Raw genomic sequence first — 15,810 nt, forward strand, 5'->3', positions numbered from 1 at the left:
CTCGGACAGGGGCGAGATCGCCATATCGTCGGGTAATCTCGCCATCATGGTGACCGCGCAGCGCGTCGGAGTGCTTGCCTATCCGGGATGTTTCGCTTCGGAGGTTTTCGGGGTTCCCGATCTCCTCACGATGGCCTCTCATGTCGCCGCGGCCGAGGATCCTTCGTACGAGGTTTCGATCCTGTCGCCGAGGCGGCGCGTGGTCGCCTCCGGCGGTGCGGTGATCACGGTGTCGCCGGTGCGGCCGGTCGATGTCCTGGTCGTCCCCGGGTTCGAGCTGTCGCCGGGGCTCGACCTCGACACGAAGCTCAGGTCGCTGCGCCCGGAAATCGAGGCCGTCAAATCCGCTTCGGAGGCGGGAGCCGCGGTGGTTTCGATCTGCGTCGGCGCGTTCCTGCTGGCCGACGCCGGCCTGCTCGACGGGCGGCGGTCGACCACCTCGTGGCTTTTCGCCGGACGGCTGGCCGATCGCCGCCCCGGCACCGAGGTCCTCCCGGACGAACTCGTGGTCACCGACAGCGGAGTGACCACGACGGGCGCGTTCAGCGCGATGTACGACTTCGCTCTCGGGCTCATCCGTGAACACCACGGCGGCCGGGTCGCTCGCGCGACCGCGCGGATCGCCCTCGTCGACGACGCGCGGTCGAGCCAGGCGCCGTATGTCGACGCGGATCTGTTGCCCGCCACCGGCAGGGAGTTCTCCCAAGGCGTCAAACGCCGGCTGGACCAGAACCTGCGCGAGCGGTACGACCTCGGACTGCTCGCCACGACGTTCCACGTCAGCGCGCGAACCCTGCTGCGGCGGTTTCGGGGCGAGACCGGCAAAACTCCGCTCGGCTACCTCCAGGAGGCGCGGGTGCGCCGGGCGAAGCATCTGCTGGAGACCACGGAGCGAACGATCGCCGGTATCGCCGCCGAGGTCGGCTACCGCGATCCCGGGACGTTCAGCGCGGTCTTCGCCCGGCTGACCGGCCACCGGCCGTGGGACTACCGCGCGATGTTCAGGCGAAGCCGAGTGTCCACAGGCATTCGGGACACGAAGTGGACAACACCGTAGGCTCGGCTGAATGAGCACGGCATCCACCACGGAGCATCCGATGGTCGAAACCCGGCACCAGACCCAGTTGCTGACCCTGCTGCGGGATGAGGGGCCGATGTCCCGGGTCGAACTGGGGGAGCGGCTGGAACTGCCGCGCGCCCGGGTGGGTGCCGAGGTCGCGCGGCTCGCCGAGGTCGGCCTCGTCGAAACCGCGGGTCCGTCGGCGAGCCGGGGCGGCAGACGGTCCACACTGGTGCGGCTGGCGGGCGACCTGCGCGTGCTCTCCGTCGACGTCGGCGCGACGTCGGTCGGGGTCGCCCTCACCGACGCATCGTGCGAGGTGCTGGTGCACACCGTCGAAGACTGCGACGTCCGGCAGGGCCCGCACGTCGTGCTCAAACGCGTCGCCGCGCTGGCGGAGAAGATCCGCGAAGAGGCGCCGGGCAAACTGATCGCCGCCGGGATCGGCCTCCCGGGGCCGGTGAGCTTCGCCGAGGGCATGGCGGTCGCGCCGCCGATAATGCCCGGCTGGGACCGGTTTTCCGTACGCGACCATCTCGGCGGGCTGCTGGGCTGCCCGGTCACCGTCGACAACGACGTGAACTCGATGGCCCTCGGGGAACGGCACGCCGGCGTCGCCCGCTCCACCGACGACCTGGTGTTCGTCAAGATCGGTACCGGTATCGGCTGCGGGATCGTGCTGGGCGGCAAGGTGTACCGCGGCGTCGCCGGCACCGCGGGCGACATCGGGCACATCCGGCTCGACGACTACGGGCCGACCTGCGCCTGCGGTGAGACAGGCTGTCTCGAGGCGTACTTCGGCGGCGCCGCGCTGGCCCGCGACGGGCTGACGCTCGCGCGCAGCGGCCGGTCGGCGTACCTCGCCGACGTAGTCGCCGACCGCGGCGCGATCACCGCCGCGGACGTCGGCCGCGCGGCGGCGTCGGGCGACTTCGGCGCGGTCAACCTGATCCGTGACGGCGGACGGCGGCTCGGGCAGGTGGTCGCCTCGCTGGTGAGTTTCGTGAACCCGGGCATGGTCGTGATCGGTGGCGGCGTGGCGCAGCTCGGGCATCAGCTGCTCGCCGAGATCCGCAGCTCGGTCTACCGGCGGTCGCTGCCGCTCGCGACCGGGAACCTGCCGATCGTGCTGTCCGAGCTGGGGGACACCGCGGGCGTCATCGGGGCCGCGTGGTCCGCTACGGACCGCGCCTTCACGCTCAGTAGCTGAGGCGCCTCACCTGCGTCTCCCCGCCCGTGCAATGAAGGGGCCTTTCATAGCAAATTCTGCAATGAAAGGCCCCTTCATTGCGCGCGGGAGGCACACGCGAGGAGGGCCGCCGGGAGCGCTGAGTGACCGCTCGGCGGCACGTTAGGCACTCACCTGATTCCGATTAGTAACGTCAAGATCGTGCAGACTTTCGCTCGACAAGTACGAAAGTCTGCGCGGTTCTGGACGGCTATTCGGGTGATGACACCCATTTCTGTCCTGTTGTCACCTTGACGAGTGACAGAAGCCACCCTACTTTCGCTGGCTAAGTAACAAAGTTTGTTACGGCCGATTCGTAAGTGAGGGCAGTGTGGCCGCGACTGAATCCGGGCAGCTCGACCCGGTCAGCCCACGCACGGCGAACCTCGCCGCGCTCCTGCGGGCGTTGCGTGCGGGGCCGCTGTCTCGTACCCAGCTCGCGGCGCGCTGCGGGCTCACCAAGGCGGCCGTCTCCGGGTTGATCACCGAGCTGTCCGATCGCGGTCTCGTCCGGTCCGCCGGACTCCAGGGCGGTGGCAACGGCAGGCCCAGCCAACTGGTCGAGTTGAACGGCGCCAGCGCCTGCGGGCTCGCGCTCAGTGTCGAGGCCGACCGGTTCGCCGCCGTCGTCACGAACCTCGACGGCCGCGTCGTCGCCGAACGCACGGAGACCGCCGACGTCGCCGCGCTCGGGTTGCACCGGAGCATGGACGAGCTCGCTTTCCTCGCCAGGCAGGTGCTGCTCGACGACCAGCCGGTCGGCGTCACCGTCTCGGTGCCGGGACTGGTCGATTCGGCCGCCGCCGTGCTGCGGTTCGCGCCGACCCTGCGCTGGCGCGACGCCGAGATCGCCGACCTCCTCGCCGCCAGGCTCGGGCTGCGGGCCGACGCCATCGCGGTCGACAACGAGGCCAATCTCGGCGCGGTCGGCGAGGCCGTCGCCGGAGTCGGGCAAGGCGTGCGGGAGCTCTTCTACCTCAGCGGCGGGACGGGTGTCGGCGGCGGGCTCGTGTCCGGTGGCGCGCTTCTGCGCGGTGCCAGGGGTTTCGCGGGCGAGGTCGGGCACATCACCGTCGACCCGTCCGGCGAACAGTGCCAGTGCGGCCGGGTCGGCTGCCTGGAGACCAAGGCCGGGCTCAACGCCGTCCTGCGCGTCGCCGCCTCGCCCGGCGACCCGCTGCACGATCCCGCGCTCGGCGTCGACGGCCGGGTCGGGCTGCTCAAACACCGCGTGCAGCGCGGTGACCAGCGCGCCGTCGCGGCGGTCTCCGAACTCGGGGTCGCGCTCGGCATCGCGGTGTCCACTGTGGTCGATGTACTCGACCCGGACGTCGTGGTGCTCGGCGGTTACTTCGCCGCACTGGGCGAATGGCTGGTCGAGCCGGTGCGCCGCGAACTGTCCGCGCGGCCGCTCGGGCACGAGCCCGCCTGCCGTGTCGAGCCGTCGCCGCTGGGCACCACCGCCCCGCTGCGCGGCGCCGCGCATCTCGCCACCGAACGGCTTTTCGCCGACCCGACATTAGTTCCTTTCGAGACCGAGGAGGCTCCGGCATGACCCTGCTCTCCGTCCGGGGGATCGTGAAGACCTTCCCGGGGGTGCGTGCACTCGACGGCGTCGATTTCGACGTCGAATCCGGCGAGGTGCACTGTCTGCTCGGCCAGAACGGCGCGGGCAAGTCCACGCTGATCAAAACGCTCGCCGGGGCACACCGTCCCGACGGCGGCGAGATCTCCTGGCAGGGCGAGCCGGTCACGCTGGCCTCACCGGTCGCCGCGCTGAAGATCGGCATCGCGACCATGTACCAGGAACTCGACCTGGTGCCCGGGCTTTCCGTGGCGGACAACATCTTCCTCGGCCGCGAGCGCGCGTCGTTCGGGTTCACGCGGATCAGCGAGTCCCGGAACAAGGCCGCGAAGCTGATGGCCCGGCTCGGGCATCCCGAGATCACGCCGTCGACCGAGGTCGGCAAGCTCTCCGCTGCGGGGCAGCAGCTGGTCTCGATGGCACGGGCGCTCGCGTACGACGCGAAGCTGCTGGTGATGGACGAGCCCACCGCGGCGCTGGCGGGGGAAGAGGTCGACAACCTGTTCCGCATCGTCGGCGAACTGACCGCCGAGGGTGTCGCGATCATCTACATCTCCCACCGGCTCGAAGAACTGCGGCGGATCGGGCACCGCGTCACCGTGCTCAAGGACGGCAAGACCGTCGCCACCGGCCTCGACGCCAAGGAGACCCCGACCGCAGACCTCGTCGCGCTGATGGCGGGCCGCAAGGTCGAAACCGTGTTCGGCCCGCGCCATCAGGAGCACGTGGACCCGGACAAAGAGGTCCTCAAGGTGGAGAACCTGACCACCGTCGGCGAGTTCGAGAACGTGAACTTCACCGTGCACGCCGGTGAGGTCGTCGGTATCGCGGGTCTCGTCGGCTCGGGCCGCAGCGAACTGCTGGAGACGATCTTCGGGGCGCGCAAGCAGGACGCGGGTTCGGTGTCGGTCGACGGCGAACCGGTCCGGCCGGGCAGCGTGTCCGCGGCGGTCAAGGCCGGGATCGGCCTGGCGCCGGAGGAACGCAAGAGCCAGGGGCTGCTGCTGGACCTGCCCGTGGTGCACAACGTGACCCTGGCGAGCCTGAGCAAGTACGCGACGTTCGGTTTCACCGAGCGGGGCAGGGAACTCGACGACGCCGGGGAAAGCCTGCGGCGCCTCGATCTCCGGCCCGCCGACCCGCATCGGATCATCCGCACGCTGTCCGGCGGCAACCAGCAGAAGGCGGTGCTCGCGCGCTGGCTGGTCCGCGGCTGCCGGGTCCTGCTGCTGGACGAACCGACCCGCGGGGTCGACGTCGGCGCGCGGGCGGAGCTGTACCGGCTGATCGAGGAACTGGCCGCGACCGGCGTCGCGATCGTGCTCGTCAGCAGCGAGATCCCCGAAGTACTCGGACTGTCCGACCGGGTGCTGGTGCTGCGTGAAGGACGTGTCCTGGCTGAAAAGCCGTCTGCGGAGCTGACAGAGGCGGATGTGCTCGACGTGATTCTCGAGGGGAGTGCGGCGTGACCGACCAAGCCGAATCGGTGCGTACGGGACCCGCCGTGGAACCTGTACCACCCAAGGAAAAGCGAAACTTCTCGCTTGACACCCGGCTGCTCGGGCTGGCCGGGGTACTGGTCATCCTGTGCATCGTCGGCCAGGTCACGAGGCCCGACCAGTTCTTCACCGACGGCAACATCTCGACGATCCTGCGGCTCGCCGCGGCCATCGGGGTGGTCAGCGTCGGGATGACGTTCGTGATCATCGCCGGCGGCATCGACCTCTCGGTCGGGTCGATCGTGGCGCTCTCCAGTGTCTGGCTGACCACGCTGGCCACCCAGTCCTACGGCCCGTTCGTGATGATCCTTTGTGGACTCCTGGTCGGCCTCGGCTGCGGGCTGGTCAACGGGATCCTGGTCTCCTACGGGAAGATCGTGCCGTTCATCGCGACACTGGCGATGTACGTCTCGGCCCGCGGGCTCGCGGAACGCATCAGTGGCCGCCGCACGCAGGTGGTGGCGGAAGCGGGTTTCCTCGACTTCTTCCGCGGTGACCTGCTCGGCATCCCGGTGCTGATCTGGATGTTCGCGCTGGTGTTCGTGATCGGCTGGGTGCTGCTGAACCGCACCACGTTCGGCCGCCGCACCTTCGCCGTCGGCGGCAACGCCGAGGCCTCGCGGCTGGCGGGCATCAACGTCAAGCGGCACACCGCCCTCGTCTACGGCGTCGCCGGCCTCTGCTGCGGCATCGCCGCGCTGATGGTCGTCGCCCGCACCACCGCGGGCGCCTCGACCAACGGCATGCTCTACGAACTCGACGCCATCGCGGCGGTCGTCATCGGCGGCACGCTGCTCACCGGTGGCCGCGGCTCGCTCATCGGCACCCTGATCGGCGTGCTGATCTTCACCGTGCTGTCCAACATCTTCACGCTCAACAACCTGGACACCGACATCCAGAACATCGCCAAGGGCGTGATCATCGTCCTGGCCGCGCTACTGCAGTTCCGCTCCGTGAAAAAGACAAAGACGAACACTTGATCACCGTGGATGGAGAGTCGTCATGACCGAACAATCCCTGCATCGCCGCCGTTTCCTGCTGGGAGGCGCGGCCGTCGGAGCGGGTGCGCTGCTGACCGCGTGCACCTCGAACGAGGCACCGGCGCAGAACAACGCGGCCAACGTGGCCAACGCCGGGGCGAACTCGCAGCCCGGAACCCCGGTGACCATCGGGTTCTCGGCGCCGGCCGCGGACCACGGCTGGATGGCGGCCATCACCAAGAACGCCCGCGCGCAGGCGCAGAAGTTCAGTGAGGTCACGCTCAACGCGACCGAGGGCACCAACGACGTCAACCAGCAGATCTCCCAGGTGGAGACGCTGATCAACGCCAAGGTCAACGTGCTGGTGATCCTGCCGTTCGACGGCAAGGCGCTGACCGCGGTCGGCCAGCAGGCGATGGACGCCGGTATCCAGGTGATCAACCTCGACCGCGTCTTCGACACCCCGCTCGCGTACCGCACCTGGATCGGTGGCGACAACTACCGCATGGGCGTCAACGCCGGGAACTACATCGCCCAGCAGATGAAGGCGAAGAACATCGCGAGCCCCGTCATCGGCGAGGTCGCGGGCATCGACTCGCTGCCGCTGACCCAGGAACGCAGCAAGGGTTTCAAGGACGCCTTGGCGCGTCAGGGTTTCCAGATCGGGCCGCGGGTATCGGCGCAGTTCACCCCGGAGTCCGGCGAGCAGCAGACCTCGAACCTGCTGCAGTCCGCGCCGAAGCTGGACGCCCTCTGGAACCACGACGACGACCAGGGTGTCGGCGTCATCGCGGCGATCAACAACGCCAACCGCAAGGACTTCCTGATGGTCGGCGGCGCGGGTTCGAAGAACGCGATGAACCTGATCAAGTCCGACGCCGAGCCGCTGAAGGCGACAGTGCTCTACAGCCCGTCGATGGCGTCTTCGGCGATCTCGCTCGCGCGGCTTCTCGGCCAGGGCAAGGGGGCCGGCGACTTCGCCGAGCACGAGATCCCCGCCGAGATCACCACGTACTCCGCGGTGGTCACCAAGGAGAACGTCGACAAGTACATGGACGTCGGCTTCGACTCGTAAACCCGCGTACCCGACACACGCAAGCGGAGACATAGGAGGGGCATGAGCACGGCAAAGGAAACGATCGGGATCGGCATGGTGGGCCACGCGTTCATGGGTGCGGTGCATTCGCACGCGTGGCGCAGTGTGCACCGGTTCTTCGCGCCACCGCTGATCCCGAGACTCGCCGTGCTCGGCGGCCGTGACGAGGTGCGGACGAAGGCCGCGGCGGAACGGTTCGGCTGGGAAGACGTCGAGACGGACTGGCGCGCGCTGATCGCCCGTGACGACGTCGACCTGGTCGACATCTGCACGCCGGGCGACAGTCACGCCGAGATCGCGATCGCCGCGCTCGAAGCGGGCAAGCACGTGCTGTGCGAGAAGCCGTTGGCCAACACCCTCGCCGAGGCCGAAGCGATGGCCGAGGCGGCGGCGAAGGCGCGGGCGAACGGCGTCCGGTCGATGGTGGCCTTCAACTACCGCCGGGTGCCCGCGCTCGCGCACGCCAGGAAACTGGTCGCGAGCGGGGCGCTCGGCGAGATCCGCCACGTGCGGTCGGTGTACCTGCAGGACTGGCTGGCCGACGCGCAGGCGCCGATGACCTGGCGGCTGCACAAGGACAAGGCGGGCTCGGGTGCGCTGGGCGATCTCGGCGCGCACATCGTCGACGCCGCCCAGTTCGTCACCGGCGAGACGATCACCGGGGTGTCGGCGCTGACCAACACCTTCGTCAAGGAGCGGCCGGACGGCGACGGCGGCACGGGTCAGGTGACCGTCGACGACACCGCGCTGTTCCTCGGCCGGTTCACCGGCGGCGCGGTGGCGAGTTTCGAGGCGACCCGGTTCGCGCTGGGCCGCAAGAACGCGATGCGGCTGGAGATCAACGGGTCGAAGGCGAGCCTCGCGTTCGACTTCGAGTCGATGAACGAACTGTCCTTCTTCGACGGCGGGCAGCCCGCCACCGAGGCGGGGTTCCGCCGGATCCTGGTCACCGAACCCGAGCACCCGTACGTCGGGGTCTGGTGGCCGCCGGGGCATCTCCTCGGCTACGAGCACACCTTCACCAACGAGGTCGCCGACCTGCTCACCGCGATCGGCGACGGCACGGATCCCGAACCCTCCTTCGAGGACGGGTTGAGGGTTCAGCAGGTCTTGGCCGCGGTCGAGCGGAGCGCCGCCGAAGAGGCGCGCTGGACGGCTGTGCCCGGCGTCACCACGAAGGGAAGTAGCTGAGGACATGGAGAAGACCGAGGACGAGGCGGAGTGGTAACGGCTGTAGAGATTCAGCCGAAAGTCGCATGACGGCTATCACTGCGACTTGGTTCGATCCGGAAACGTCCGACCATCCGATGGTGAACTCAGTTGGCGTTTTCGGGTTTTGGGAAAGGTGGAGAAATGCCTGCTCACGAGCGTACGGGCATCTGGTTGATCGGGGCGAGGGGGTCGGTGGCCACCACGGCCGCGGTAGGGCTCCTCGCCCTCCGCGCGGGGGTGACGGGCGGTGGCGGCTGCGTCACCGAACTGCCCGCGTTCGCCGGGGTTCCGTTGCCGGGCTGGGACGATCTGGTCCTCGGCGGGCACGACATCGCGCACACGCCGCTGGAGAAGCGGGCCGAGCAGCTGGCGCACGCCGGGGTGTTCGGGCACGCGGTGTTCTCCGCGGTCCGGTCCGGGCTGGCCGAGGTGGACGCCGAGATCCGCGACGGCTACCACCCGGCGACGCATACCGGTGCCCAGGCCGGCGCGGCCGCCCGGCTGACGGCGGACATCCGAGCTTTCGCCGACCGGCACGGCCTCGCGCGGGTCGTCGTGGTCAACGTGTCCTCCACCGAGGCCCCCTGCCCCCACCTGCCCGAACACGACGACCTCGACGCGCTCGAAGAGGCTTTGGCGGACCCGACGCGGGCAGTGCTTCCGTCGAGTTCCCTGTCGGCCTACGCGGCGATGAAGGCGGGAAGCCCGTACGTCGAGTTCACGCCGTCTGCCGGGATCACCCTGCCCGCGCTGCGGCAGCTCGCCGAGCGGGAAGGCCTGCCGTACGCGGGTTGCGACGGCAAGACCGGTGAGACGCTGCTGCGCACGGTCCTCGCGCCGATGTTCAGCGCGCGGGCGTTGAAGGTCCGCTCCTGGGCGGGCACCAACCTGCTCGGCGGCGGCGACGGCGAGACCCTGGCCGACCCGGTGACCGCGAACAGCAAGCTGGAGTCGAAGGCGCGCGGGCTCGCGGCGCTGCTCGGCGAGGACGTCACCGCGCCGCTGCACATCGACAACGTGCCCGACCTCGGCGAGATCAAGACCGCGTGGGACCACGTGTCGTTCGAGGGTTTCCTCGGCGCGCGCATGAGCCTGCAGTTCACCTGGACCGGCTACGACTCCGCGCTCGCGGCGCCGCTGATCCTCGACCTCGCGAGGCTGGTGACCGCGGCGCACGCCGGCGGCCAGAGCGGCGCGCTGACCGAACTCGGCTTCTTCTTCAAGGATCCGCTGGGCAGCGACGAACACCGCTTCGCCGAGCAGACCGCCCGCCTGATCGCCTGGGCGGGAACCCTGTGAAGGCTTACGTGGAACTCGTGCGGGCGCCCGCCGCGCTGACGGTGCTCGGCGACACGGTCGCCGGATCCGCCGCGGCGGGGCTCAAGATGACCGGGCGACGGCTGCTGCTGCCGCTGTCCTCGGTCGCCTTCTACTGGGCCGGGATGGCCCTCAACGACTGGGCGGACCGGAAGCTCGACGCCGTGGAGCGTCCCGAGCGGCCGATCCCGTCCGGGCGGGTGAGTGCCGGCGCGGCGCTCACCACCGGGGCCGCGCTGACCGCTGCCGGACTTGGCCTGGCGGCGCTCGGCGGCGGCCGCCGGGCGATGCGGGTCGCGGTCCCGGTCGCGGGCGCGGTGTGGGCCTACGACACGGTGCTCAAGCCGACCCCGGCCGGACCGGTGGCGATGGCGGCCTGTCGCACGCTCGACGTCCTGCTGGGCGCCGGTGACTCCCCGAAGAAGGCGGCCACCGCCGCGGCGGCTGTCGGCGTCCACACGCTCGGTGTCACGGCGTTGTCCACCGGGGAAGTGCACGGCGCGAAACCGGGTACGGCACGTGCCGCACTGGCCACCAGCTGTGCGGCGACAACGTTGGCATTGACCGGACCGGCACGGGGCGGCTGGCATCGCGCGGCCTCGATGGCGGCCGGTTCGGGCTACGCGGGCCTGGTCGGCCGGGCACAGGCGGACGCCGTCCGCGACCCGTCGGCGAAGTCGGTGCGCTCGGCGACGAAGTCCGGCATCCACGGCATGGTCCCGCTCCAGGCGGCGATCACGGCCAAGGGTTCGGTACTGGGGGCCGCGCTGGTCGCGGCCGCGCTGCCGATCGCCCGCAAGCTGTCGCGGAAGGTGAGCCCCACATGACGTTTTCCCTCGGATACGGCACCAACGGCTTCTCCAACCACCGGCTCGACGACGCCCTCGCGATCATCGCCGACCTCGGGTACACCGGGGTGGCGCTGACGCTGGACCACGACCACCTCGACCCGTTCGCCGACGATCTGGCGCGACAGGTCGACCACGTGGCCTCGCGGCTTTCGGCGCTCGGCCTGGACCGCGTCGTCATCGAAACCGGCGCGCGCTACCTGCTCGACCCGTGGCGCAAGCACTCGCCGACCCTGCTGTCGGACGATCCCGCACTCCGGATCGATTTCCTGGCGCGGGCTTTGCGGATCGCCGGGGACCTCGGCGCGGACTGCGTTTCGTTCTGGTCCGGAGTGTCCACTCTGGACACCGAAGTCGCCTGGTCCCGGTTGCGTGAGGGTGTCGCGGCGGTACTGGAGCACGCCGCGCGGCTGAACGTGCGGCTGGCGATGGAACCCGAACCCGGGCACCTCGTGCAGCATCTGAGCCAGGTCCTGGACCTGCGCAAGGAGCTCGGCGAGCCGGAGCCGTTCGGCGTCACGCTCGACGTCGGGCACTGCGTCGCCGTCGAGCCGGTCAACGCGGCCGAGTGCGTCCGCCTGGCCGGTCCGCTGCTGTGGAACGTGCAGCTGGACGACATGCTGCCGAGGGTCCACGAGCATCTGGAGTTCGGCGACGGGCACCTGGATCTGCCAGGCACGCTCGCCGCGCTGGCGGAGATCGGCTACACCGGGCTGGCCGCGGTCGAACTGCCCCGGCACAGCCACGCGGCGCCGGACACCGCGCGGCGGGCCTTCGCGGCGCTCACCGAGGCGATGCCGCAGACGTGGTCGGCCAAGGCGGAACGCCGGATCCGGGAGAAGCCGTCGGTGATCGGCTCGATCTTCCCTGCCGTCGGCCGTGAAGTCGGCCGTGCCGCGCTGCGGCCGGACAGCGATCCGCAGGGACTGGTCCACGGCACCGTCGACGACCGGGCACGGGTCCGGCTCGTGACGGTCTTGGCCGACGTCCTCGGCGACGCCGCGCTGGCCGCGGAACTGCGCGATCTCTACCGCTACGGCGACGACGCCGAGCGGCGCGGGGTCCTGCGGGCGCTCAACTCGCTGGAGTCGCCGGGCGCCGAAGTCACCGACGCCGGGATCAAACTGGTCGAGGACGCCTTGCGCGCCAACGACATCAGGTTGGTCGCCGCCGCCATGGGTGCCTTCGCCCGGTTCCTGGACGACCACACGTGGCGCCACGGCGTCCTCAAATGCGTCTTCGTCGGTGTGCCGCTGGCCGCCGTCGCGGATCTCACTTCCCGCGCGGACGACGAGCTTCGGAGAATGCTCGCCGACTTCGCCGACGAACGCAGGGCGGCCGGACGTGACGTACCCGCCGACGCCCTCGACCTCCTCAAGGAGAACTGAGCCAGTGCGTATCTTCGATCCCCACATCCACATGTCCTCCCGGACCACCGACGACTACGAAGCCATGTACGCGGCCGGTGTCCGCGCCCTGGTCGAGCCGGCGTTCTGGCTGGGGCAGCCGCGCACCAGCGTCGGCTCGTACACCGACTACTTCGACGCGCTCATCGGCTGGGAACGGTTCCGCGCCGCCCAGTTCGGCATCCGGCACCACTGCACGATCGCACTGAACCCCAAGGAGGCCAACGACCCCCGCTGCCGCGAGGTGCTCGACGTGCTCCCGAGGTACCTGGCCAAGGACGGTGTGGTCGCGGTCGGCGAGGTCGGCTACGACTCGATGACCAAGGAAGAGGACGAGGTCTTCTCGCTGCAACTGGCGATGGCGCTGGAGCACGACCTCCCCGTCCTGGTGCACACCCCGCACCGCGACAAGCTGGAAGGCACCAAGCGCACCCTCGACGTCGTCCGTGAGGCCGGTGTCGCGCCGGAGCGCGTGGTCGTCGACCACCTCAACGAGGTCACCGTCAAGCTGGTCAAGGATTCCGGCGCCTGGATGGGCTTCTCCATCTACCCGGACACCAAGATGGACGAGCACCGGATGGTCGAGATCCTGCGCCAGTACGGACTGGACAACATGATCGTCAACTCGGCCGCCGACTGGGGCCGCTCCGATCCGCTGAAGACCGCCAAGACCGGACAGGCGATGCTCGACGGCGGTTTCACCGAAGCCGACGTCGACATGGTGCTCTGGCAGAACCCAGTCGACTTCTACGGGCTGAGCGGCAGGCTCACCCTCGACCCGCTGCCCGGTTTCACCGGCGAGGCCGTGACGTTCGAGGGCAACTCGGTTCTGCGAGGTGCCCGCAAATGATCTCCTACTGTACGAACGTCCATCCCGCCGAGGACGTCGACGGCATCGTCGCGCAGCTGGAGCGGTACGCGCTCCCGGTGCGCGAGCGGCTGGGCGCCGATCGCCTCGGCGTCGGACTGTGGCTTTCCGCGCCGGTCGCGCGCGGGCTCGCCGAAGACACCGGGGCACGCAAGCGTTTCCGCGCCGAACTCGACGCCCGAGGGCTTTCGGTGTACACGCTCAACGCGTTCCCGTACGGCGGCTTCCACGACGACGTCGTCAAGCACGCGGTCTACCGTCCTGAGTGGACGAATCCCGACAGGGTCGCGTACACGATCGACTGCGTGAACGTGCTCTCCGAGCTGCTCGCCGAAGACGCCACGTACGGCAGCATCTCCACCTTGCCGCTCGCGTGGCGCGAGCCGTGGTCCGAGCATGACGACCGCCGTGCGGCCGAGGCCTTCGCCGAGGTCGTCCGGGCGATCGGTGACCGGCCGATCAAGCTGGCCGTCGAACCCGAACCCGGCTGCGTGCTCGACACCGTGGCCGACGCGCTGGGCTGGCTTTCCGGCCGCGTCGACCCGGAGTACGTCGGGCTGTGCCTGGACACCTGTCACCTCGCGGTCTCGTTCGCCGATCCGGCGGAGACACTGGCCGCGATCGCGAAGTCCGATGTGGACATCGTCAAGGTGCAGGCCTCCGCCGCGTTGCACGTCGAAGATCCCGCCGAGGCGAAGGAAGCGCTGGCGGCGTTCGCCGAACCGCGTTACCTGCACCAGGTCCGGGAGCTCGGCGCCGACGGTGTCGTGCGCAAGGCCGACGACCTGCCCGACGCGTGGACCGACCTGCCTGGTGACCGGCCGTGGCGCGTGCACTTCCACATGCCGCTGCACCAGGCCCCGGCCGCGCCGCTGTCCACCACCACGGACGTCCTGCGCACCGTCGCCGCCGGGCTGACCGGCGATCCGCATATCGAGGTCGAGACCTACACCTGGAGCGTGCTCCCGGACGCGGGCGACCTCGTCGGCGGAATCGCCGCGGAACTCGAGTGGGCACAGGCGAACCTCGTCAAGGAAGGGGTTTCCGCGTGAAGCCGCTGGTCGTCATCGACGTCGTCGGGCTGACCCCGAAGGCGTTGCGGGACATGCCGAACCTGTCCGCCGTCGCCCGCGACGGCTGGCAGGCCGAACTGGGCACGGTGCTGCCCGCGGTCACCTGCAGCGCGCAGTCGACGTTCCTCACCGGGCTCATGCCCGCGCAGCACGGGATCGTCGGCAACGGCTGGTACTTCCGCGAGCTGGGCGAGATCTTCCTGTGGCGTCAGCACAACCGGCTCGTCGGCGGCGAGAAACTGTGGGAGACCGCGCGGGCGGCGCATCCCGGATACACGTCGGCGAACGTCTGCTGGTGGTACGCGATGGGGATGAGCACCGACGTCACGGTGACCCCGCGGCCGATCTACCACGCCGACGGCCGCAAGTCGCCGGACGCCTACGTGCGGCCGCCCGAACTGCACGACCAGCTGACCGGCGCGCTGGGGGAGTTCCCGCTGTTCCAGTACTGGGGCCCGACCGCGTCGATCAAGTCGAGCAAGTGGGTGATCGGCGCGTCCCGGCAGATCCTGCGTGAGAAGCGCCCCGACCTGCTGCTGACCTACGTCCCGCATCTGGACTACGACCTGCAGCGCTTCGGACCCGACGCGCCGCAGGCAGCTTTGGCGGCGCGGGAACTGGACAACGCGCTCGCGCCGCTGCTCGACGACGCCCGCAACGCCGGGGCGACCGTGGTCGCGCTCAGCGAGTACGGGATCACGAACGTCAGCAGGCCGGTCGACATCAACCGGGCGCTGCGGCGTGAGGGCCTGCTGGAGGTCTACACCCAGGCGGGCATGGAGTACCTCGACCCGTGGGCGTCGCGCGCGTTCGCCGTCGCCGACCACCAGGTCGCACACGTCTACGTCCGCGACTCCGCCGATATCGAGCGGGTTCGCGCGATCGTCGGCGAGCTGACCGGCGTCGACGAGGTGCTCGACCGCGAGGCGCAGGGGCGTTATGGGCTGGACCACGAGCGCGCCGGCGACCTCGTCGCGGTCGCCGAGCCGGACTCGTGGTTCACCTACTACTACTGGCTCGACGACGAGCGGAAGCCCGACTTCGCGCGCGGCGTCGAGATCCACCGCAAACCGGGCTACGACCCCGCCGAGCTGTTCTTCGACCCGGAGGACAAGTTCGCCAAGGCGCGGGCCGGGCTCAACCTGGCGAAGAAGTTCGCCGGGCTCCGGTACGCGATGGACGTCGTCCCCACCGATCCGCGCTGGGTGCGCGGCTCGCACGGACGGCTGCCGGATTCCACTGAGGACGGTCCGGTGCTGTTGTGTTCGGATCCGGCCTTCCAGCCGTCCGGTCGTGTGGGTGCGACGGACGTCCATCCGTTGCTGTTGGCACTACAGGGATTGAAGTAGAGGAGGTGGCGGAGGTGGTGTGGTCGGTGCGTTTCGCGAAAGCCACTTTCGCGACGTCTGATGTCCCGAAAGTGGCTTTCGGGACAAGGCCGCCTGTTCTCGCCGGTACCGACGTTGCGAAAGCCACTTTCGCAACCTTCAACGTTGCGAAAGTGGCTTTCGCAACACCTCAGGCCGGCTCGGGGCCGGCAAGGCCCTCGGTCCAGTAGGTCGTGAGTCAGAACGACCCGAATCACTCATGACACCCCATCCCCACCGCAGAGAAAGGCTTTTCGTTCCGCATCCCCTT

At 69.6% G+C, this 15,810-nt stretch carries 13 protein-coding genes; all 13 read left to right on the forward strand.

Annotated elements, in window-relative coordinates:
- The first annotated feature begins 46 nt into the window (after positions 1-46).
- A complete protein-coding gene (locus tag DL990_RS26615; protein WP_125800276.1) occupies positions 47-1,057 on the forward strand; it encodes a GlxA family transcriptional regulator in 1,011 nt (336 codons plus the stop codon).
- Between the two features lie 10 nt (positions 1,058-1,067).
- Positions 1,068-2,270 carry an ROK family transcriptional regulator gene (locus DL990_RS26620; protein WP_125785799.1) on the forward strand — a complete coding sequence of 401 codons (1,203 nt, stop codon included), beginning with the start codon at positions 1,068-1,070 and terminating at the stop codon, positions 2,268-2,270.
- Between the two features lie 349 nt (positions 2,271-2,619).
- Positions 2,620-3,843: an ROK family transcriptional regulator gene (locus DL990_RS26625; protein ID WP_125785800.1), complete on the forward strand. Its 1,224-nt coding sequence runs from the start codon at positions 2,620-2,622 to the stop codon at positions 3,841-3,843.
- Positions 3,840-5,342 carry a sugar ABC transporter ATP-binding protein gene (locus tag DL990_RS26630; RefSeq protein WP_125785801.1) on the forward strand — a complete coding sequence of 501 codons (1,503 nt, stop codon included), beginning with the start codon at positions 3,840-3,842 and terminating at the stop codon, positions 5,340-5,342. Before DL990_RS26625 ends, DL990_RS26630 begins: the two co-directional genes overlap by 4 nt.
- Before the next feature lie 35 nt (positions 5,343-5,377).
- Positions 5,378-6,352 carry an ABC transporter permease gene (locus DL990_RS26635; RefSeq protein ID WP_370451380.1) on the forward strand — a complete coding sequence of 325 codons (975 nt, stop codon included), beginning with the start codon at positions 5,378-5,380 and terminating at the stop codon, positions 6,350-6,352.
- 22 nt (positions 6,353-6,374) lie between these two features.
- The gene (locus DL990_RS26640) at positions 6,375-7,427 is read left to right on the forward strand and encodes a substrate-binding domain-containing protein (RefSeq protein WP_125785803.1); all 1,053 of its coding nucleotides are present in this window, start codon (positions 6,375-6,377) and stop codon (positions 7,425-7,427) included.
- Positions 7,428-7,469: 42 nt separating this feature from the next.
- A complete protein-coding gene (locus DL990_RS26645; RefSeq protein WP_125785804.1) occupies positions 7,470-8,639 on the forward strand; it encodes a Gfo/Idh/MocA family protein in 1,170 nt (389 codons plus the stop codon).
- Positions 8,640-8,801: 162 nt separating this feature from the next.
- Complete coding sequence (locus tag DL990_RS26650; protein WP_125800278.1) at positions 8,802-9,959, forward strand: inositol-3-phosphate synthase; 1,158 nt, start codon at positions 8,802-8,804, stop codon at positions 9,957-9,959.
- Positions 9,956-10,804 carry an SCO3242 family prenyltransferase gene (locus DL990_RS26655; RefSeq protein ID WP_125800279.1) on the forward strand — a complete coding sequence of 283 codons (849 nt, stop codon included), beginning with the start codon at positions 9,956-9,958 and terminating at the stop codon, positions 10,802-10,804. Before DL990_RS26650 ends, DL990_RS26655 begins: the two co-directional genes overlap by 4 nt.
- The gene (locus DL990_RS26660) at positions 10,801-12,213 is read left to right on the forward strand and encodes an EboA domain-containing protein (protein WP_125800280.1); all 1,413 of its coding nucleotides are present in this window, start codon (positions 10,801-10,803) and stop codon (positions 12,211-12,213) included. The genes DL990_RS26655 and DL990_RS26660 overlap by 4 nt, the downstream gene beginning before the upstream one ends.
- A 4-nt stretch (positions 12,214-12,217) precedes the next feature.
- A complete protein-coding gene (locus tag DL990_RS26665) occupies positions 12,218-13,081 on the forward strand; it encodes a TatD family hydrolase (RefSeq protein ID WP_125785808.1) in 864 nt (287 codons plus the stop codon).
- Positions 13,078-14,151, forward strand: a complete 1,074-nt coding sequence (gene eboE, locus DL990_RS26670; protein ID WP_125800281.1) for a metabolite traffic protein EboE — start codon at positions 13,078-13,080, stop codon at positions 14,149-14,151. Before DL990_RS26665 ends, eboE begins: the two co-directional genes overlap by 4 nt.
- Positions 14,148-15,521 (forward strand): alkaline phosphatase family protein, encoded by a 1,374-nt coding sequence (locus DL990_RS26675; RefSeq protein ID WP_125800282.1) that lies wholly within the window; start codon positions 14,148-14,150, stop codon positions 15,519-15,521. Before eboE ends, DL990_RS26675 begins: the two co-directional genes overlap by 4 nt.
- The last annotated feature ends 289 nt before the right edge of the window (positions 15,522-15,810 follow it).

This window comes from Amycolatopsis sp. WAC 01416 (genome assembly GCF_003947485.1).
Taxonomy (GTDB): Bacteria; Actinomycetota; Actinomycetes; order Mycobacteriales; family Pseudonocardiaceae; genus Amycolatopsis.

Excerpts from the sequence above, each read along its gene's own strand:
- DL990_RS26645 (WP_125785804.1), top strand. The coding sequence starts at position 7,470 with ATGAGCACGGCAAAGGAAACGATCGGGATCGGCATGGTGGGCCACGCG.
- DL990_RS26650 (WP_125800278.1), top strand. The coding sequence starts at position 8,802 with ATGCCTGCTCACGAGCGTACGGGCATCTGGTTGATCGGGGCGAGGGGG.
- eboE (WP_125800281.1), top strand. The coding sequence starts at position 13,078 with ATGATCTCCTACTGTACGAACGTCCATCCCGCCGAGGACGTCGACGGC.
- DL990_RS26615 (WP_125800276.1), top strand. The coding sequence starts at position 47 with ATGGTGACCGCGCAGCGCGTCGGAGTGCTTGCCTATCCGGGATGTTTC.
- DL990_RS26620 (WP_125785799.1), top strand. The coding sequence starts at position 1,068 with ATGAGCACGGCATCCACCACGGAGCATCCGATGGTCGAAACCCGGCAC.
- DL990_RS26630 (WP_125785801.1), top strand. The coding sequence starts at position 3,840 with ATGACCCTGCTCTCCGTCCGGGGGATCGTGAAGACCTTCCCGGGGGTG.
- DL990_RS26660 (WP_125800280.1), top strand. The coding sequence starts at position 10,801 with ATGACGTTTTCCCTCGGATACGGCACCAACGGCTTCTCCAACCACCGG.
- DL990_RS26640 (WP_125785803.1), top strand. The coding sequence starts at position 6,375 with ATGACCGAACAATCCCTGCATCGCCGCCGTTTCCTGCTGGGAGGCGCG.